Source organism: Microbacterium testaceum, from assembly GCF_020781835.1.
GTDB classification, from domain to species: domain Bacteria; phylum Actinomycetota; class Actinomycetes; order Actinomycetales; family Microbacteriaceae; genus Microbacterium; species Microbacterium testaceum_H.
The window spans coordinates 38,924-56,106 of sequence record NZ_JAJGNJ010000013.1 but is presented as its reverse complement, the minus strand read 5'-3'; the positions used below and the strand labels follow the sequence as shown (position 1 = coordinate 56,106).

The following is a 17,183-nucleotide window of genomic DNA, read 5'->3' as shown; positions in this document are numbered from 1 at the left end:
TCAGCTGGCGATCGCGTGGCGCTGTCGCAGCTGAGCGATGAGGGACTGCGTCTCGGTGTCGGGCTCGTAGTCCTCGTCGACGGCGGCAAGGTTCTGCTCGAGCTGCGTGATCAGTCGCTCGACGCCGGCGTGGTCGCCTGCCTGGTGCTCGGCGCGCAGACCGTCACGCCAGAAGACCTCGTTGATGGGGTCGACCATGCGTCCGATCGCGGAGGCGAGGCGTGCGTGTCGGACCTTCCCTGTGGACAGGCTGCGGGTGGCTACCTCATGGGCGACGTCGCCAATGGTCGCGATCATTTCGTTGCGCAGCCGGTCGGCGAACACGTAGCGCTTGTCGGGGACGCCGCTGATGGGCTGTCCCTTGACGAGCTCGAGCGCAGCGAGCAGCCGGTCGGTGGGGGTGTCAGAGATCTCGTCACCGATGAGACCGAGGAAGTCCTGCCAGTCGGAGCGGACGTCCTCGTGCAGCCGGTACTCCCCCGTCGTCACGAGCGGCACATAGAGCTCGCCGTCATCGTTCTGTCCGAGCCAGCGGCGAGTCTTGGAGGTCAGCCCGTTGCGGTCGTCGTTTGCCTTCTTGCCCGAGGCGATCTGGCCGGGCCAGAACACGGCGTGTACCTGCTCGGCGGTGGCGTTCGGGTTCACCGACAAGAACGCGACCAGCTCGGTCCCCTTGCGGATTGCCGATCGCCACTGCGCGGCGGTGTTCGGGTTCACCGGCGCCTCTCCACGCGCGCCGCGAACCTCGACGGGTCCGAGCAGCTGCAGGTACGGCCCACGGTGCAGCGGTGTGATCGCCGCGAGCGGCTCGTCGTGCTCGGCCGCGGCCTCCTCGTCGACCAGGTCGACCGTGACGGTCTCCGCCGGCTCCTCGTCGACGGCGGCGGGTGCTGCCTCGTCCGCCTCGGAGATCTCCGCCTCCTTCTCGGCGGCGACAGGCTCGGAGATCTCGACGTCGGGCTCGTCGACGAGCGGGAGCTGCTCGGCTTCGACCTCGTCGGCTTCGACTGCAGCGGCGGGGATCTCGTCGAGCTCGAGTTCGTCGTCGAGCGCGACGCCGGTAGCGGCGCCCTCTGTGGCGACGTCGAACAGCGCGAGGATCTCGTTGTACTCGCGCGTGCCGACAAGCTGCGGGGTGATCGGGATGGCGACGCCGGTGCCGGGGATCTCGAGCTGAGCTCGACGGTCCTCGGTGAGTGCCAGGTTCCAGCTGCCCGTCAGGTGGCCGGCGCTGACAGCTGCGATACCGACCCGCGGGATCCGGGTGACCAGCTCGCTGATGGCTTCACGGGTGGCTTCGTCCGGGTTGTCGCCGAGGATGATGATTTCCGGCGCCCAGGCCTCCGCATCCGCTCCGGTAGTACGTGCCTGCTCGAGCCCGTCGACGCCGAGCTCAGCGAGAGCAGCTTCGACCGCCGCGGCCTGTCCGTGCAGGTTGCGCAGCAGCGTGTCGGTGTCCTCGACGTGACGCACGCGGCCGCTGCCGAGCGCGAGCGGGAGGCGATCGCCGACGCCGACGAGGGTGACCTGGACGTCCTCAGACCAGGTGTTCGCGGCGAGCTCGATCGCGATGGCGGTAAGCACGCCCTGGCGCAGCTCTCCGGTGGCGCCGGTGACGTTGAGCGCACCGATCCGTTCCAGGTCGACGAAGATGTGCCCGTTGTTGTCGTCGTGGCCGAGCATGACCAGCGCCGGGTACGGCGCGGACGGGACCGTGTCGAGAGGCTCGAGGTCGGTCAGCGCGACCATCCAAGCGAGCTTGTCTTCGGGGTCGTACTGGGTGAACGGTGCCGGAAGGTCGGTCGGCTCGTCGAGGTAGACGGCGACCGAGCTCTCATCGAGGCGGAGGGCGTACAGCGCGGGGAGCCGGCTGCCGGTTTCCTGCGCCCACACGGCCAGGTGGCGCAGGGCTGTGTCGACCGCCTCGGCGCCCAGCGGGTTCTCCACGGCGCGCAGCTCGAGCTCCACGGAGGACACCGTCTCGTCGGGCATCGCGATCCGCTGGCGGGGCTTGCGGTCGCGGCGCTGCTTGAGACGCCGCCACCCGAGGAGGGTGAGGAGGCCGGCGGCGAGTGTGGCGCCGATGCCTCCGATGGTGGCGACCTGGAAGTAGTCCTCAATGCCGCTCGTGTCGTCCTCGTCGACGTCGACGGCCGCGGCCGGAGCTGCAGCCTCGTCGACGGGCGCCTCGTCGGCGGGCGCCTGGGTGGCATCCGTGGTGAACCCCAGACCGCTTGTGGCCTCGTCCTCGGCCGCGGCATCCGCACCCGACGCGCCAGCGCCTTCGTCGGCGCCGCCGCCAGCACCCGCGGCACCAGCACCCTCGTCTGCGTCGACGTCGACGGCGCCGGCAGCGCCCTCGTCCGTGTCGATCGAGCCAGTGCTGCCGGTGGTGCCCGCCGCGTCGTCGGTCGGAGCGATGGGGACGACGGTGGCCACGGGGATGTTGACCTGCTGGCCGGGGTAGATCCAGTTCGGATCGGTGATGGTGCCGCCGCCAGGCTGAACGATGTCTTTCGAGGCCTCGAAGATCTCGGGGTAGCGGGTACCGTCGCCGAGCTCCTCGGCCGCGATGTCCCACAGGGTGTCGCCGGAGACGATGGCACGCTGCTCGTAGGTGATCTCGGTGACCGTCTCCGCCTCGGCGCTTGCAGGCGCTGCCGCGACATCCGCTGCGGCTGGCACGACGGCGTCTGCCGGCAGGGTGAGCACCCATCCCTCCTGCAGCCATCCCGATGCGGTCAGCGCTCCCCCATCGGCCTGCTGCACACCGAGGTTGAGCGCGGAGATCTCTGCAGCGCGGCTGCGGTCGCCCAGCGTGCTCTCCGCGATCCGGGCGAGTGTGTCCGTACCCGTCACCACGTACTGCGGGCCTGCCTCGACGACAGGGGCCTCCTCAGTCGCAGCCTCGGTGGTCGCAACCGAGACGACAGAGGTGCTCATCGACACCGAAGGCTGTGTGGGTACCTCTGACGCAAACGCGGCCGCGGGCGAGAACAGTGCGATGACTGCGGCGAGCAGACCGCCCATGACCTTCTGCTGGACGCCGAGGCCAGGGATCCGCGGCCGCGGCACGCCGCGCAGCTGCGCGGGCAGCTCGGCGAGGAAGCCGACAGCGAAGGTCGCCCACGCGATCCACGCGACGATCGGCATGATCGTCCCGATCAGGAAGGATCCGGTGTAGTCGCGCATCGTGAACCCGGCCACGAGCTCGTCCCACGACGGCAGCGGGTTGCCGGCGAAGAACACGAGCCCGGCGGGGATACCGACCAGGAGCACGGCGAGCAGGATCAGCGACCCGAGGCCCTTTCCGATGCGGTTCATGATGCCTCCTTGGGGGTCAGGGGACGATGACCGTCTGCAGCTCGTTGACCTCGAGGTCGACTGCGCTGTTGGTGGTCAGGTTGATGGTGCCGCCGGGGCCGGCGAGAGAGGTCCACGTCACGGTCCAGTTCGTCGTGGCCGTGACCGTGAAGCGATCGCCGGGGTTCCGGCTCGAGGTCGACGTGTACTGGTAACCGCAGGTCGGCGACGTCGTCATGCCGTAGCCGACGTTGTACGGGGTGCCGGTGTTGCCGCAGGTCGTCGACGCGCCGTCGCCCATCTGCCAGCGAACGGACGTGGCCTGAGCGGTCGCCGTGATCGTCTGCCCACCCAGCGTCGCGGTCTCCGTATAGGGGCCCCAGGTCAGGGGCTCGGGGTTGTTGACCCAGAGCCAGATCGGCACCCCGACGTAGCCGCGACGGTGACCCCATTCCGGGTTGACCTCGGGAGCCATGCCGATGTCGATGCCGCGCAGGGCGAACGTGGAGATGAGCTGTTGAGCAGCGGCACCCGGAGTGAGCACCCGCAGCCCCGGCGGGACCGTCTCACTCCAGAAGTTGCTCTCCGTGCCCAGGCCCGGCGATCCACCGGGCGTCGGGTTGAACATGATGCAGCCGTAGTAGCCGGCCTCCTGCGAGTAGCCCGGCGGGCGGGCCGGCCATACGCCGTCCTTCATAAAGACGTAGCACTGCCGCGTGTTCGACCAGTACGAGTCGGATCCACCGCAGTCGATGATCGCGTAGAAGCGCTGGTAGGTGCCGCCCTCGAACACTCGAATCTGATCCTCGGTCCAGCCCAGCTGCAGAAGGCCAGACTGCGAGTTCTCGTAGTAGCAGGTCGGTGCGCCAGGGGTCCACCCGTTGCTGTCCGGGTTCGGCGCCGGATCCGAAGGTATCGAGATCGTGAGGTAGCAACGCGAAGACTCCGGGTCACACCAAACACCACCGGCAGCATTAGCAGGCGCAGCCGTGGCCATCAAGGTGCCTGCGATCAAGGCGATCGAGGCAAGGGCGGTGACTAGTCGTTTCAGCATGCGATCTCCCGAGCTACGGTCAGCAGCTCTCCCCCAGACTGATCAGGTTGTAAACCAGCCAGGTCTCGCTCTCGCTGTCGTAGACGACCTGGTAGTCGAAGGTGCTGCGAGCTTCGGGGCGCATGGCCTCCGACCCGTCGCTAGCCCAGACCTTGTACTCGCTCGCGTCCTGGCAGGCATTGATCGTGACAAGACCGTTCTCGATGCCTTCCCACTCCTGCCCGTAGGAAGCAACCGTTTCGTACTTGATCGCTCCCTCTGTGGTTGCGGGGCCTTCGACGTTCACCTGGTCGACGTTGAGAATCGGCCCCTCTGCGATGCCAGCTGCATCGTTGACAGCGACCTCGAGAGCTCGCCCGGTCGCCCACGCCTCAAGCGGCGCAGTATCGGTACCACCAGCTGCGTTGACCTCGCCCCGTGTGACGAAGTACTGGGTCAGCACGGTCTCCGCTGCGGTGATCGCCTCATCCTCGCTCGCCGGCGGCGGAACCTGTGCGTTGCTGGCGGTAGGCGTGGGGGTCGGGGTGTCTGTGGGGCTGGCGGTGGGGTTCTGGTTGCCGGTGCCCGTGCATGCGGTCAGCGTCAGTGCGGCGGCGATGATGCCGGCGATGGCGAGGCGCTTGATGCTCATGGTGGGGCTCCTATTGGGTGATCAGCTCTGCGGTGGCTGTGGCTTGGACGGGGAACGGCACGGGGAGGAAGGTTGCCGAGTAGTCGGTGTCGACGGTGACGGTGATGCGGTCGCCGCTGACGGCGACGCTTCCTCCGACGCCAGCGGCGGCGAGGTAGCCGTTGGCGGCGCTGACGGCTCGGTTGCTGTCGATCGCGGTGGTGCCGTCGATGATCGCTTGGCCGCTGACCGCGTTCGCTGCGGCTCGGGCGGCACTGGCTGCGGTGGTGTAGGCCTGCTGGTTGGCTTGCACCTTGCCGGCGCCGTCGACGACGAGTCCGACGATCGCGAGGAACGCGACGGTCATGATGACGAAGTAGATCGTCGCGACGCCCTTGTCGTCACGGAACTTGGCTTGGAGCCTCTGGATCATGGTTTTCATCGCCGCTCCCTGTAGGCGTCGACCGGAGAAGCAGCGGTGCCTGTGAGGTCGCGGGTGCCGGGGAGGCCGATCATGGCGGCGTCGCTGAGTGCGACGGTGCAGGAGACGGTCGCACTGACTCGGCCGGTGGTCCCGATCGGGGCGCTCAGGCCAGAGGCGTCGATGTTGACGGAGAGGGTGGTGCAGTTGACGCCGGACTGTTCCATCGAGATCCGCGCCATGTCTTCGGCGGCTTCCTGCGCCTCGGCTGTGGTGCGCGCGAGCGAGGCTTCGCGAGCTGCGGCTGACGCTGCGGACTCGACGGCATTGCCGGCCAGAGCGAGACGTCCGGAAGCTGCGAGCAGCACGAGCACGGCGGCGAGGGCCGGGGCGAGGATGGCGATCTCGAGGCCGGCGGAGCCGCGGTCGTCGCGGAGCTTGGCAATGAGGGTGCGGATGGTGCGCATCAGTTGACCCACCTTTCAGTGGGGCCGGTCACGGTGACGTCGATGTTGGTGGTCAGTCCGGGGACGAAGGAGGGGGCGTTGCCGGTGACGGTCACTGTCACGGTGTTGGCGCCGCGGTCGACCGCGACGGACGCGCCGCTGATCGGTGAGCCGGACTGGTTCAGGACAGCGAGGCCGGCGGTGGAGCCGTCTGTTCCGCTGGCGTTGTAGGCGCGGGCGGCGTTGTAGGCGCTGGTGGCGGCGGCGTGGGCGAGGTTGTTGGCGTGAAGGATGATGCCCAGGTGCAGGAAGACCGCGAGGACGAGCAGCAGTACCGGGGCGATGATCGTGTTCTGCAGCGTGGCCGCACCCCGATCACCGGCGAGCGCTTCTCTGAGGCGCTGCCGGTGACCGGGGTTGGTGGTGCGGACCATCTGCGGGTGGCTCTTTCAGCCGGTGGGGATCTGACCGGCGTAGGCGTTGATCGCGGTGACGATGATCGCCACGACGGCCACCGCGGCGAGCGCGATCCCGGCGGTCCAGATGACCTGCTCGAGGGTGATGGAGCCACGTTCGGGCTCTTCGGTGAAGCGAGCTGCCCGCCCGCGCATGCGGGACAGGAACTCTCGGCTCAGGGTCGACATAGGATCCTGGTTCCTTTCTCTCTCTGGGTGGGTGGTGCTTGGTCTACTAGGTATAGGCCCCGGTTTGGAGCCTTCGCGGACATCGGTGGATAAACAACCTTTCAGAAGAAAGCGTTGAGAACGAACGGTGTGCCGAGGAGGAGCATGAAGAGGACGCCGGTGAGGGTCATCGGGATGGTCATCTTGTTGGTTGCTTTGTTCGCCTCCGTCACTTCGTCATTCAGAAGTCGGTCCCGGAGGTTCTGCCCCCGTGCCCTGAGTGTCTCATATACCGATGCTCCTTGCTCCCCTGAGAGCCTGATCACCTTGGCGATTTCACCCAGGTCGGGGACGTTGATCTCGACGGAGAGCTGCTCGAGCGCGTCCCAGGGGGCGGTACCGGCGTAGCGGGCTTCGGTGAGGGTTTGGCGGATACGGACGAAGGCCCAGTTGCGTCCGACTTGGGCTGCGGACTCGAGGGCTTTGCCGGGAGGGGCGCCGCTGATGCGTTCGGATCCGACGAGCTCCATGTAGACGGCGACCGAGCGGGAGAACTCCTTGCGGGCGGCTTCGGCTTGGTCGCGGACGAGCAGGTTGGGCAGGTACCAGCCGCCGATGGCGAGGGGGATGCCGAACAGTGCGGGGATGTAGAACGCGGTCAGGCCGAGGACTTGGAAGATCAGTCCGATCGCGATGGGGGCGATGAGGCCGAGGCCGGCGGAGAGCACCTTCTGGTACAGGAACCGGTTGACGCTCATGCCGATCAGGCGCAGATCGCGGGTGGGGATCTTGAGCGAGGGGCTGTCGCCGACGCGACGGAGGACGGCTGAGCCTACCCGGTTCTCAAGGGTGGCGGCGTAGGCGGGGTCGGCGGCGACGGTGGTGGTGCCGATCCGATCGAGCGCTGCGGAGAGGCTGGGCTGGGTGGGCACCAGTGCGGCGATGACCAGCGCGAAGCCGAGCCCCAGGACGAGGCCAGGGAGGACGATTAGTGCGAGGTTCACTTCTCACCAGCTTTCTCGGAGGCAACGAGCAGACGGGGTGCCGGCACGCCGCGGCTGATGCGTCGCATCCACAGCAGTACGAGGGCGTAGCTGACGAGGTACGCGGCGAACAGGAGTTGACCGATCGGGGTGCCGTAGGGGGCGGAGTACTGCTGGGCGAGGACCAGAAGTACGAGCAGCGCGACGGTGAAGTAGACGACGAACCTGGCCTCGTTGCGCGGGGTGGCGCGGTCGGCTTCGATCTGTCGGCGCATCTTGACCCGCTCGAAGATGCTCTTGGCGAGATCCTCGAGCGAGGCGGCGAGACCGGAGCCGCGGAGCTCGGCCTTGCGGAGAAGATGCATCACGAGCACGTCCGCGGTCTCGTCGTTGAGATCGTCGGCAAACGCCTGCAGCGCCGCGGTGGTGGTCCACCGGGCGTTGATGCGCGCGACGAGCTGCGTGACCTGTGGGCGGATCGCTTCGGGGCAGCTGCTCAGCGATGCGGCGATGGTGCGTTCGAGGCCGGCACCGGAGACGGTGAGGCCGGCGAGGCTGCGGGTCCAGGACTCGAGGGCGTCGAGCTTGGCGATCGTGTTCTCCTCGGGGCCCTTCTGCAGCAGCCATGGCAGGCCGACAGCGGCGACGGGCACCGCGATCACGAGCAGCCACCATCCGGTGATCAGCGCGAACACCAGACCGACCGCGGCGCCGCCGACGAGCTGGATCTGCTGCGTGCGGGTGAAGTCGCGTGTCGCCTTCCCGCGAAGTGCGCTGCGCGTGGGCAGCCCACTGGTGCTGGGCTTATGGGCGGCGCCGAGGATGACCAGGATCGCGCCGGCCACCGCGACGATGATGCACAGAGCGAGGGTTGCGGTAGTCATCTCACACTCCCAGGTTCGCGGGATCGAAGCCGTAGAACTTGAGCTCCTCGAGGAGCCGCGGCGATGGCATGTCAGCGGTGATGAGGCTGCCGGTGGATCGGTCGAAGCGGAACACCTGAGAAGCCACAGGGCGGGAGTTGTTCTGCTCCTCGCCGGGCAGGATCTCGGCGATCTCGGTGACGACGCGGCGGGGCTTGCCGGTAGCGGGGTCGATGATCTTCGAGATCTGCACCACGATCTTGATGTTCTGCTCGATCATCCGGTAGGCGTACACGGGGGTCGTGTTGTTGCCGCGCGACAGCATCAGCGCCGACATGCGGTCGATCGAGTCGTCTGCGCTGGCGGCGTGCAGAGTGGACAGCGACCCGACACCGGACTGCATGGCCTGCATCATGGCGTAGATCTCAGGCCCGCGGACCTCACCAACGATGAAGCGCTGCGTGTCCAGTCGGAGGGTGTCGTAGACCAGGTCTTCGGGGGTGATCTCACCAGGCAGCCGCCCATCGGCGCCACGCTCCCCCTCCCCCGGCTTCGCCTCGAGCGAGACCACTCGAGGGTGGCGGTCGTTGATCTTGTGAAGGTAGAGCTCACGCTCCATCTCGATTGTGACGATCTTCTCCTCGGCCGGGATGCAGTCGGCGAGCGCGCGCAGCAGTGTGGTCTTGCCTGCGCCGGGGAAGCCGCTGGTGACGACGGAGACCCCGGCGATGACGGCCGCGCGGAGGAAGGCTGCCGCCTGGCGGGTGATGGTGCCGCGCTCCACGAGCTGGTCGAGGGTGACGTCGACGAGGCGGTGGATACGGATGACGATCGTGGGGCGGGTGGCGACGGGTTCGGCGATCGCTGCCAGGCGCGCTCCGCCGGGCAGGTCCATGTGCAGTCGCGGCCGGGCGCTCGTGAACGATCGTCCGCCCTCACCCGAGCGGGCGGCGAGCAGGTTGATCTCTCGCTCGAGCTCACGGTCATTCTCGGCGATCGGGTACTGGTACTTGACCACGCGGCCGTCCGCGTAGGAGATCCAGACGTCGTCGAACCCGTTGATGTGGATGTTCTCAACGTCGGGCTCGTCGACGAGCGGCTGCAGCCGACCCAGGCGGAACAGCTGGTCGAAGACGGCCTGCCGGATCGCGGTCTGCATCGGCGCCGGCCAGCGGCCCTCGCCGGGGCGTCGGGTCTGGTCGTCGACGCGAGCTCGGACCCGGTCAACGATGTGGTCCTGCGCTGTCTGCTCGCGCTGCTCGGCAGTGATGTCCATGGACTCGCTGAATACCGCGGCGAGCTCACGGGAGACCTCGTCGCGAATGGCGGCGATGTCGGCCCAGGGCAGATCGCTGCGCGCGTCGAGGGTGGTTTGCGGAGTGACCTCGGGTGCAGGCCGTTCGGGGGTGGAGGGCGGTGTCGGCACGATCGGAGCAGCAGGTGTCGTGGGGGCGGCTTCGGCCGGAGCGTTCCGCTGCGCCGCACGGGTCAGGTGCGCGGCGGCGTGTCCCAGGTTGCGCAGGCCCGTGTCGGCCGGTGCGGTCGTTGGTGCCTGCGGTGTTGCCGGTGCCGGCGCGGTGGCCGGTGCTGGCGCGGTGAAGAACGGGATGTTGCCCAGGTCTGCAGGGTCGGGCGTGGAGTCGCTCACTGCTGTCCCTCCCAGTCGGTGGTTGTGTATGTGCGGGTGTTGAGGACATCGCTGTAGCTGTGCAGCAGTGCGCCGATGGCCCGCGAGTAGGGGGTGCGCTGGGCACCGAGGGTGGGTGCGCCGACCGAGTAGATAGCGGCGCCCTTCGGATCCCAGGGGATGGTGCCCAGCAGGTTCATGCCGATCTGCTTGGTGACGGTCTTGAGAGGCCAGGTCTCCTGCGTGGTGGAGCGTTCGGTAACGAGGAGATCCACGTAGCTGGCGTGCCCGATCTCGTTGAGCGTGTTCAGCAGCCACTCGGGGACGGTGTTGCGGTTCTCGTCGAGGGATCGCCAGTGTGCGAGCACGGCTGCCACGGAGGGCAACGTGCGATCGGTGAACAGGGTGATGCTGTCCGCCTCGCGCAGTAGCGGGAGACGAGGGTCGTTGACGTGGAGGCGCCCGCCGTCGACGAGGATGTCGTAACCGGCGGACTCGTAGGGTCGCAGCGCGTCGAGCAGTGCCCGCCAGAAGTGGGGGCCCGCGCCGGCGGCGCCCTGCAGGCTCTTGAAGCCGGGGATGAGCACTGAGCGGGGGCTGAGCTCGACGGTCTGCTCCCAGAGCTTGTCAGGGGTCAGAGCGCCGTACTGGTCTGCGACGGCCGCTTCGGTCAGTCCGGTGCTGTGGTAGACCTGCCCGCGGATGAGTCCGGGGATGATGCTGCTGGTCTTGGTGGTGTCAGCCTCGACGAGGATCACGGGCTTGGACCAGTTGAGGGCCAGGGCGCCGGCGGCGGTGGTCACGCCGGGGGCGCCGGACGCGCTGGCAAGGAAGATGATCGCCATGCGGGGTCACTCCCCCGTCGAGTCGATGACCAGCGCGACACGGCCGGTGGCGGCACGAGCGGCGATGTCGGGTGCTTCACGGTTCGGCACGACCAGGTCGACAACCCACACCTGGGTCTCAGTGTCGTAGGTGGCGGTGAACACCGTGGCGTCGAAGCTCTTGGGGGTTTCGACGGGCGGGTCGCCCTGAGTGACGGGGGTCTCGACGACACGGACGTTGTCGCCTGCTGCGAGCTGGTAGCCGGGCATCTGCGCCTGGGTGAGCGTGACGCCCACGATCGAGGAGCCGGACGGCACCGCGAGGGTGTCGCCGGTGTTGGCCGACGTGATGAGGGTGCCAGCGGGCAGGTCGACCAGCGCGGTGGTTCCGACGAGGTCGGCGGCATCCGCGGCGGAGACGGCGTCGACCTGCTGCCCGCCGGCGAGCTGGATGGTCGTGAGGTCGTCTGTGGTGATCGTCTCCCCGCGTGAGACATCGACGCTGGTCGCCATGACGCTGACGGTGCGGGTGAGGTTCGTGGTGACCCACCACACGCCGATTCCGCCGAGGAGGACAAGCGCGATGCCGAGGGCGATGATCGCGGGGCGCCGGCGAGACTTCGTCGGCTGCAGGACTGCAGGAGTGAGTCCTTGCTTCTGCTCGCCCTGCTCGGTGGTGTCTTTCGTGCGCTTGCTCTTGCGGTCAGTGGTGGTGGTCATTGGAAGTCAGTCCTTCAACGTGGGCGGATGTGGCGTAGGTGTCTAAGCAGTTCGGTGAGTGTCTCATATACCGCTGTCGCGACAGCTGGTCTTCTGCTGTAGCTGGACACCGCACCGTCTATTCGAGAGGCGGAAGGAATGCCTCGTAGGCGGTGATGATGACGAAGTTCCGGGAGGGAGCATCGAGTTCAGCGGTGACGCGATCGAGGATCGCGCGGTACGACGGGGCAACGCGCACGGTGTGCTTGACGCGAGGCCCCGCATCAGTGACGGGGGCGGGACGCTTCTGCCGGTTGAACAGATCCGTCCAGTCCTCGTCAGTCTCTTCTCCGCCGGCGGTGGCCTGGCGGATCAGTTCAGGAAGACGCTTATAGGTGGCCGAGACGGCGTCCAGGAGGACCGTCTGGTGGCTCTTGCGCGTCTTGGCCATGTACGCCTGCAGTCGGTCGTTCAGCGGGACCGGAAGGTGGACAGGGACGCCCTTGGTCGCGGTCTCCCGCTCCTCCCCCTCTCCCCCGTCTTCGTCCTCCGCGCGGGTCGTGCGAGTCGGCTGCTTGCGCGGCGCCTGCTTCTTCGCAGGAGCGGCCGCAGGTTCGACCGCCGCTGCAGGGACGGGCTCGGTGGGCGGAGCCTGGTCGACGGTGGGCTCCACGGGTTCTGCGGGAGCCGGCGTCGGCACGGCGCGGCGGGTGAGTTTTCCGAGATCCTGGCGTGCCACGTCAGGCCTCCTTCATCTGGTTGGCCCACAGCGATGTGAGCTCCAACGCGACACTGGTGTAGTCGGAGATCGCTGCTTGGTTCTTGCGGGAATCGGTGTACTGCGTGACGACCTTGCCGTCGTAGGGAGCGTCCTCGATGCTCGCGGACAGGCGGATGTGACGCTGGAACCGCGGGAGTCCGATCTGTCCTTCGATGAACTCGACGGTGTCGAGCTGCTCTTCCCAGTCCTCGAGTCGCCGCCCGCCTCGGCGGGTGTCGATCTTGTTCAGCAGGAGTCGGTAGGGCACCCCAGTCGGGATGATGTGCTCGGCGAGCGTGTCCGCGACGGACTCGATGGCCATGGTGGCCGCTTCGAGCGGCAGGACGATGAAGTCGGCGACCTGCAGGACTGCGGTGAGAACGCCGGTGTTCTCATGGCTGCCAGGTGTGTCGACGAGGACGATGTCGTATCCGTCGAGGTCACGCAATCCCATGATGTTGTTGGGGTCGACGTCGGCGGCGAAGTCGAACGGAAGGTCATCCCCCGCGCGCTCGGCCCAGCGTGCTGCGGACTGCTGCGGGTCGACGTCGACCACGAGCACATTGTTAGCGCGGGACAGCGCGGCCGCGAGGTTCATGACGGTGGTGGTCTTGCCCACCCCGCCCTTCTGGTTGCAGACGCCGATGATTCTCACGATCGGCCTCCACGGCTGAGGGCGTTGGCAGCGGTCGCGCCAGTCGAGCGCGCGGTGTGCGGATGTGTGGCGCGGGTATGGGGCAACTGTGGCGGGTTCATGGGCGCCAGTATAGCGTCACATTCACGCCTATATGCAACAACAATCGCGCGTGTCTGGCGCGACACATGCGCTAGAGCATGTGGAGCTACGGCGCTAGAACTGTGCGATGAACGCGCTCTGTCGGTGCAAGAACAACGCAAGCAGAGCGCTTGACAGTGCGCATCATCTAAAACAAGACCCGCGCCATAGTGGCTACATACGGGCACAAGCAATGCGCAAGTAAGGGGCCGTACAGGCGACAGCCGGGCGCTCGTAATGCGCACGTTAGAGCGCAACAGCATGCGCGGGTAGGGCGATGTAATAGCGCGAATATTGCAGTTGATATTGCGGATGGCTGGCGCGGGTATGGCGCGGGGGTTGCTCAGCGTATCGCGCAAGTGATGCGGTGATCTGGCGGGGGAGTGGCGGAGGCTATCGCGGTGTTGCTGCGAGGGTACAGCGCAGAGCATGGCGGCGGGGTGGCGCGTGTGTAGCGCGGCGCTGGCGATGGTGGGGTGCGCGGTGTCGCGAGGGCTGGTCATGGAGTCGTGGTGGGGCATCCAAACGATGGATGCGGGCGTAGACGGGCCTGTGCGGCCTGCTGAGGCGATTTCGGCCATGAGGAGGGCTCCGAGTGAGGCGGAGGGGAAGACAGGGCCCCTGGGGGCCATCCAGAGGCCCTGTCTGTCTGGGGGGGCGGAGCGGGAGTGTTGCTCCGGCCTGTGGGGAGCGCTCGACTCGTCGACTGCGCTTGCCCCCTGGATGGCGGGTTGGCTCAGCTGCGGCGCGGGGCGTAGGAGACCTTGGCCTCCATGTCGCCGCTGACGGCCTGCATGAGCTTGGTGCGGATTCGGCACACTCGGCGGTTGAGCGTCTCCCGGCTGACGCCGAGCTCGACAGCTGCTTCCTCACGCGCCACACCGGGATCACCCTCCGCGAGCTCGATGCGAGCAAGCAGCTGGACCTCGTCGCGGCGGAGGGTGCCGGAGTCGATCGCCCAGGTGAGGATCGTCACCAGATCCCGGAAGACGTCATCGCTCTCGTCGGGGCCTGCGATCTTCTCGAGCAGCTCGTCTTCGACCGGCATTGCGTCGACGCTGTGCTCGCTGCCGAACCAGACTCCGAGGTTCTTGATCGTCTCGAGGCGGATGTTTCCGGAGACGGAGTGGACCCGCTCGAGCGGGTAGGTGTGAATGACCTCCCAGAGCACGCCGATCGTCGCGGTACGGGCGTCGGCGGGGGAGTGCTGCCACAGGCTGCGCATGCTGCTGCAGCTGCTCGGCAGCCGCAGCGCGAGCGGCATGAACGACTTGAGCAGGACGCGGCCGGCGATGGTATCGCCGGCGTGCTCGAGGGTGAGCAGCTCGAGCAGGAGCGCGTCGCGCTGTTCGGGAGCTTGCGGCTGCCGGATGAGGTTCACGGCCTCATCGCCAGTCAGCTCGCCGAGCGTTCCGAAGTGGTGAGTGGTGTGGGAGTGGAAGCTGTTCCACTCATCGAACAGCTGGTCGGCAAGAGGTGATGTCTTCGCCCAAGCAGTCATGAGAAATGGCCCTTCGTCGTGACGTCGGTTGACGAAGGGCCACGTTCCTCAGCACCCCTGGTTCAGATCCTGGAAAGTTCCGGCCGGGCAGGAGAGCGCCCGATCGGCGGATGCTGGCTTCGGTGGATCTGAGTTGCGATCCGATGCTGTAAATACCTGTTCAGGGGCGGTTTCCATGCCTCGCTGCATGGGCGCAATATCCACGCAAGATTTCTTCGATCCGCGATGTCCGCGAAGGGCCGAAAACCCGGCCTATACAGATATGCCCCCGTTGGTCGGGAGGCATCAGGACTCCGCGGAAGGGACAGAAACGTGAGCGAGAGCAGCACCGCAGACAGCGCCGACGACGCCATGTGGGAAGGATTCAAGCCCGACGCTGCACGCGCGATCCGTGCGCGCCAGGGGTTCGAGGAAGCAGTGGCGAGCACTCTCGACGCACCCTTCGACCCCTCCACGCATGGTCGCGTGGTGAAGGCGGTTGAGGAGCTTTCGGCAGCGGTGCCGGCAGCTCTGCGGGTGGCGCAGCTGCGAGTGGGAGGAGCTGCATAATGGCGCGTCGTGAGAAGACGTCGAAGCCGGCCAAGGAGACGAAGACCGTCCCGGCACAGGGGAGCAGCTGGACCCATGGTCGGCAGCTGGGCGGCAAGCTGCTGTCCGCGCTTCTGTTCGCCGCGATCGCGTGTGGGCCTATCGCGCTCTTCGCCGCGGCCGCACGTCCGGCGCCCGTCGTCGCCGCAGCGCCCGAGGCGCAGGCAGCGGGACTGAGCACGCAGCAGCAGGCTGCCGGCGGTTACGCGGAGGGCTTCGTCTCCTCGTGGCTGAGCGCGACGAAGGACGCACCGGGCGACCTGGCTACCTACGTCGACCTGGCGGCGCTGCGGCAGCTGTCGGTCACGGCCTGGGAGTACCGCGACCTGTCCGTGGTCTCCATCACGCCCGTCGACGGCTCGGACTTCGTCAACGTCGTCGTCGCGGCGAACATCAAGGAGCTGTCGGTGACGGACTCCGACGACACCAGCACGACGAGCTGGCCGCGCCGCTACTTCCAGGTGGCGATCGCGGTCAACGGGGACACGGTGAGGGCAGTCGGTCTCCCGGCCCAGATCTCCGCTCCCGTCCAGGGCGAGACAACGTCGCTGGTCTACAAGCAGACCATCGGATCCTCTGACCCGTCCGCGGAGACAGTGTCGGCGTTCCTCGGCGCGTACCTTGCCGGCTCGGGTGACCTGTCCCGATACAGCGCCCCGGACACATCTTTCGTGGCGATCTCGCCCGCCCCCTACGTGATGGTCAACGTCGAGGAGATGCGGTCAGACCTGACGCCTACGGAGTCCCCGAGCGATGGCGACACCCTCAAGGTGCTCGCGACCGTCTCACTGCTGAGCCCGCTGGACCAGCAAGTGACCTCGACGTACACGCTCACCCTCACCGCGCGTGCCTCCCGCTGGGAGGTCAGCGCCATTGATCTTGCACCGCAAGCGGTCTCCGACAAGGGATCGACAACCCCCACGCCGACACCGTCCGGTAACGGCAACTAAGGAAGGAACACCAACCATGTTCGATTGGATCAACGGGATCACCGCTGATGCGACGACTGCTTTCCGGGCGGTCGTGTTTCTCGCAGCAGCAGTGATCTTCTTCGTCGTCGCCGCCAAGGTGCGGTTCGCCATGGCGACGACCATCATCACCGGCATCGCGTGCGGCCTGGCCATGTTCCTCGCCGCCGGCGGTGGCGAGTGGGTCATGGGCCTCATCCAGACCGAGACCGTCGACGCCATCGGAGTCACGATCCATCAGATCGCAGCTCCGGCGGACGCCCTGGTGCTCAACGAGACCACCACCGCGGCCGGCGACACGGTCTACCGGCTGGTCGCGTAAAGGGGCGAACGTGGCCGATCGCGACGAAGAGAGAGAGGTTGCGCGCTTCTACACGCGCAGCCGCCGGTTCCCAAAGTTCATCGGCCGTCTCCACGACGGCACGAAGATCCCCGGGGGCCCCTACACGCTGACGCAGGGCGTCGTCCTGGCGATCGTCCTGGTCGTCGCCCTGCTGACGCAGAGCGTGTGGGGGACTGGCTCTCCGATCGTCGATATCCCCGTCGCTGCCTTCGTGTCCTGGGGAGCAGCGTGGGGAGCCGGAAGGATCCCGGCCACACGCCGGAACCTGCTGAGCATCATCACCAGCGGCCTGTCCGCGATGACCCGCCCCGCAGCCGGCCGCTACCGCGGAGTGACCATGCGGGTTCGCCCGCCCCACTTCGCAGGCGGCGGAACAACGATCGCCGAGCCGGTCGGAGCCACGCTCACCACCCCGGATAGCGAGACCACCGCACCCGCACCGGAAGCGCCCGTCGTGGCGCAGCCGGTCCTGCAGCCGCGCTCGACGCCGCTGCCGGCGCACGCACCCGCACACGCGGTCAGCGGCGTCGAGCGCCTGCTGCAGCAAGCCCGAGGAGGCAACTGACCATGAACAACACCGACATCCCGCTCGGCATCATCGGCCGAGGCCGCGGCTACGTCATCAAGACCCTCGTGGTCAAGGCGGAGACCGCGCGTGGGCCGATCTGTGCGGACCCCGCTACCACGAGCTACGCAGCCCTCCTCCCCATCCTCGGCGGCACGCCGATCACGGCACCCCTCAGCGGCGGTCGCGATCTGCTGCTGGCCACGCCGACCGACTGAGAAACGAGACGA

The 17,183-nt window shown here is 67.5% G+C and carries 20 protein-coding genes; 5 read left to right on the top strand and 15 right to left on the bottom strand.

Going from position 1 to position 17,183, the window contains the following annotated elements; translation table 11 throughout:
- The 15 genes from LL239_RS15935 to LL239_RS15865 form a co-directional block, all read right to left on the bottom strand.
- Complete coding sequence (locus LL239_RS15935) at positions 1 to 3,324, bottom strand: LysM peptidoglycan-binding domain-containing protein (protein ID WP_005052682.1); 3,324 nt, start codon at positions 3,322 to 3,324, stop codon at positions 1 to 3.
- 16 nt (positions 3,325 to 3,340) lie between these two features.
- Positions 3,341 to 4,357 (bottom strand): hypothetical protein, encoded by a 1,017-nt coding sequence (locus LL239_RS15930; protein ID WP_228164385.1) that lies wholly within the window; start codon positions 4,355 to 4,357, stop codon positions 3,341 to 3,343.
- Positions 4,358 to 4,376: 19 nt separating this feature from the next.
- Positions 4,377 to 4,988, bottom strand: coding sequence for a hypothetical protein (locus LL239_RS15925; protein WP_005052688.1), 612 nt, complete (start codon positions 4,986 to 4,988; stop codon positions 4,377 to 4,379).
- Positions 4,989 to 4,998: 10 nt separating this feature from the next.
- Positions 4,999 to 5,409, bottom strand: a complete 411-nt coding sequence (locus tag LL239_RS15920; RefSeq protein WP_005052691.1) for a pilus assembly protein TadG-related protein — start codon at positions 5,407 to 5,409, stop codon at positions 4,999 to 5,001.
- On the bottom strand, positions 5,406 to 5,855 hold the full coding sequence (locus tag LL239_RS15915) for a hypothetical protein (protein ID WP_005052692.1): 450 nt from the start codon (positions 5,853 to 5,855) through the stop codon (positions 5,406 to 5,408). The genes LL239_RS15920 and LL239_RS15915 overlap by 4 nt, the downstream gene beginning before the upstream one ends.
- Positions 5,855 to 6,268 (bottom strand): TadE/TadG family type IV pilus assembly protein, encoded by a 414-nt coding sequence (locus tag LL239_RS15910; protein ID WP_005052695.1) that lies wholly within the window; start codon positions 6,266 to 6,268, stop codon positions 5,855 to 5,857. Before LL239_RS15910 ends, LL239_RS15915 begins: the two co-directional genes overlap by 1 nt.
- A 15-nt stretch (positions 6,269 to 6,283) precedes the next feature.
- A complete protein-coding gene (locus tag LL239_RS15905) occupies positions 6,284 to 6,478 on the bottom strand; it encodes a hypothetical protein (protein ID WP_005052697.1) in 195 nt (64 codons plus the stop codon).
- Positions 6,479 to 6,579: 101 nt separating this feature from the next.
- Positions 6,580 to 7,461 (bottom strand): type II secretion system F family protein, encoded by an 882-nt coding sequence (locus tag LL239_RS18080; protein WP_005052700.1) that lies wholly within the window; start codon positions 7,459 to 7,461, stop codon positions 6,580 to 6,582.
- Positions 7,458 to 8,324, bottom strand: a complete 867-nt coding sequence (locus tag LL239_RS15895) for a type II secretion system F family protein (RefSeq protein WP_005052702.1) — start codon at positions 8,322 to 8,324, stop codon at positions 7,458 to 7,460. The genes LL239_RS18080 and LL239_RS15895 overlap by 4 nt, the downstream gene beginning before the upstream one ends.
- 1 nt (position 8,325) lies before the next feature.
- Positions 8,326 to 9,951: a CpaF family protein gene (locus LL239_RS15890; protein ID WP_005052704.1), complete on the bottom strand. Its 1,626-nt coding sequence runs from the start codon at positions 9,949 to 9,951 to the stop codon at positions 8,326 to 8,328.
- Positions 9,948 to 10,775, bottom strand: coding sequence for a hypothetical protein (locus tag LL239_RS15885; protein ID WP_005052708.1), 828 nt, complete (start codon positions 10,773 to 10,775; stop codon positions 9,948 to 9,950). Before LL239_RS15885 ends, LL239_RS15890 begins: the two co-directional genes overlap by 4 nt.
- A gap of 6 nt (positions 10,776 to 10,781) precedes the next feature.
- Positions 10,782 to 11,474 carry an SAF domain-containing protein gene (locus tag LL239_RS15880; protein ID WP_005052710.1) on the bottom strand — a complete coding sequence of 231 codons (693 nt, stop codon included), beginning with the start codon at positions 11,472 to 11,474 and terminating at the stop codon, positions 10,782 to 10,784.
- 118 nt (positions 11,475 to 11,592) lie between these two features.
- A complete protein-coding gene (locus LL239_RS15875; protein ID WP_005052713.1) occupies positions 11,593 to 12,192 on the bottom strand; it encodes a hypothetical protein in 600 nt (199 codons plus the stop codon).
- 1 nt (position 12,193) lies between these two features.
- Positions 12,194 to 12,868, bottom strand: a complete 675-nt coding sequence (locus LL239_RS15870; RefSeq protein WP_005052715.1) for a ParA family protein — start codon at positions 12,866 to 12,868, stop codon at positions 12,194 to 12,196.
- An 856-nt stretch (positions 12,869 to 13,724) separates the two neighbouring features.
- The gene (locus LL239_RS15865; RefSeq protein ID WP_005052717.1) at positions 13,725 to 14,489 is read right to left on the bottom strand and encodes a hypothetical protein; all 765 of its coding nucleotides are present in this window, start codon (positions 14,487 to 14,489) and stop codon (positions 13,725 to 13,727) included.
- A 312-nt stretch (positions 14,490 to 14,801) separates the two neighbouring features.
- Here LL239_RS15865 and LL239_RS15860 point away from each other — a divergent pair, with 312 nt between their 5' ends.
- From LL239_RS15860 to LL239_RS15840, 5 genes are read left to right on the top strand one after another with little or no spacing between them, the layout of a single operon-like run.
- Positions 14,802 to 15,038 carry a hypothetical protein gene (locus LL239_RS15860; RefSeq protein ID WP_005052720.1) on the top strand — a complete coding sequence of 79 codons (237 nt, stop codon included), beginning with the start codon at positions 14,802 to 14,804 and terminating at the stop codon, positions 15,036 to 15,038.
- Positions 15,038 to 16,027, top strand: a complete 990-nt coding sequence (locus LL239_RS15855; protein WP_005052723.1) for a conjugal transfer protein — start codon at positions 15,038 to 15,040, stop codon at positions 16,025 to 16,027. The genes LL239_RS15860 and LL239_RS15855 overlap by 1 nt, the downstream gene beginning before the upstream one ends.
- Before the next feature lie 16 nt (positions 16,028 to 16,043).
- Positions 16,044 to 16,367, top strand: coding sequence for a hypothetical protein (locus tag LL239_RS15850; protein ID WP_005052725.1), 324 nt, complete (start codon positions 16,044 to 16,046; stop codon positions 16,365 to 16,367).
- Positions 16,368 to 16,377: 10 nt separating this feature from the next.
- On the top strand, positions 16,378 to 16,953 hold the full coding sequence (locus LL239_RS15845; RefSeq protein ID WP_005052728.1) for a hypothetical protein: 576 nt from the start codon (positions 16,378 to 16,380) through the stop codon (positions 16,951 to 16,953).
- Between the two features lie 2 nt (positions 16,954 to 16,955).
- Positions 16,956 to 17,171 (top strand): hypothetical protein, encoded by a 216-nt coding sequence (locus tag LL239_RS15840; RefSeq protein ID WP_005052730.1) that lies wholly within the window; start codon positions 16,956 to 16,958, stop codon positions 17,169 to 17,171.
- Positions 17,172 to 17,183: the final 12 nt, after the last annotated feature.

Bases quoted from the DNA above. Each gene is read 5' to 3' on its own strand.
- LL239_RS15915 (WP_005052692.1), bottom strand. From the start codon at position 5,855: ATGCGCACCATCCGCACCCTCATTGCCAAGCTCCGCGACGACCGCGGC.
- LL239_RS15855 (WP_005052723.1), top strand. From the start codon at position 15,038: ATGGCGCGTCGTGAGAAGACGTCGAAGCCGGCCAAGGAGACGAAGACC.
- LL239_RS15920 (WP_005052691.1), bottom strand. From the start codon at position 5,409: ATGAAAACCATGATCCAGAGGCTCCAAGCCAAGTTCCGTGACGACAAG.
- LL239_RS15895 (WP_005052702.1), bottom strand. From the start codon at position 8,324: ATGACTACCGCAACCCTCGCTCTGTGCATCATCGTCGCGGTGGCCGGC.
- LL239_RS15925 (WP_005052688.1), bottom strand. From the start codon at position 4,988: ATGAGCATCAAGCGCCTCGCCATCGCCGGCATCATCGCCGCCGCACTG.
- LL239_RS15930 (WP_228164385.1), bottom strand. From the start codon at position 4,357: ATGCTGAAACGACTAGTCACCGCCCTTGCCTCGATCGCCTTGATCGCA.
- LL239_RS15905 (WP_005052697.1), bottom strand. From the start codon at position 6,478: ATGTCGACCCTGAGCCGAGAGTTCCTGTCCCGCATGCGCGGGCGGGCA.
- LL239_RS15885 (WP_005052708.1), bottom strand. From the start codon at position 10,775: ATGGCGATCATCTTCCTTGCCAGCGCGTCCGGCGCCCCCGGCGTGACC.
- LL239_RS15910 (WP_005052695.1), bottom strand. From the start codon at position 6,268: ATGGTCCGCACCACCAACCCCGGTCACCGGCAGCGCCTCAGAGAAGCG.
- LL239_RS15935 (WP_005052682.1), bottom strand. From the start codon at position 3,324: ATGAACCGCATCGGAAAGGGCCTCGGGTCGCTGATCCTGCTCGCCGTG.
- LL239_RS15865 (WP_005052717.1), bottom strand. From the start codon at position 14,489: ATGACTGCTTGGGCGAAGACATCACCTCTTGCCGACCAGCTGTTCGAT.
- LL239_RS15850 (WP_005052725.1), top strand. From the start codon at position 16,044: ATGTTCGATTGGATCAACGGGATCACCGCTGATGCGACGACTGCTTTC.
- LL239_RS15880 (WP_005052710.1), bottom strand. From the start codon at position 11,474: ATGACCACCACCACTGACCGCAAGAGCAAGCGCACGAAAGACACCACC.
- LL239_RS15840 (WP_005052730.1), top strand. From the start codon at position 16,956: ATGAACAACACCGACATCCCGCTCGGCATCATCGGCCGAGGCCGCGGC.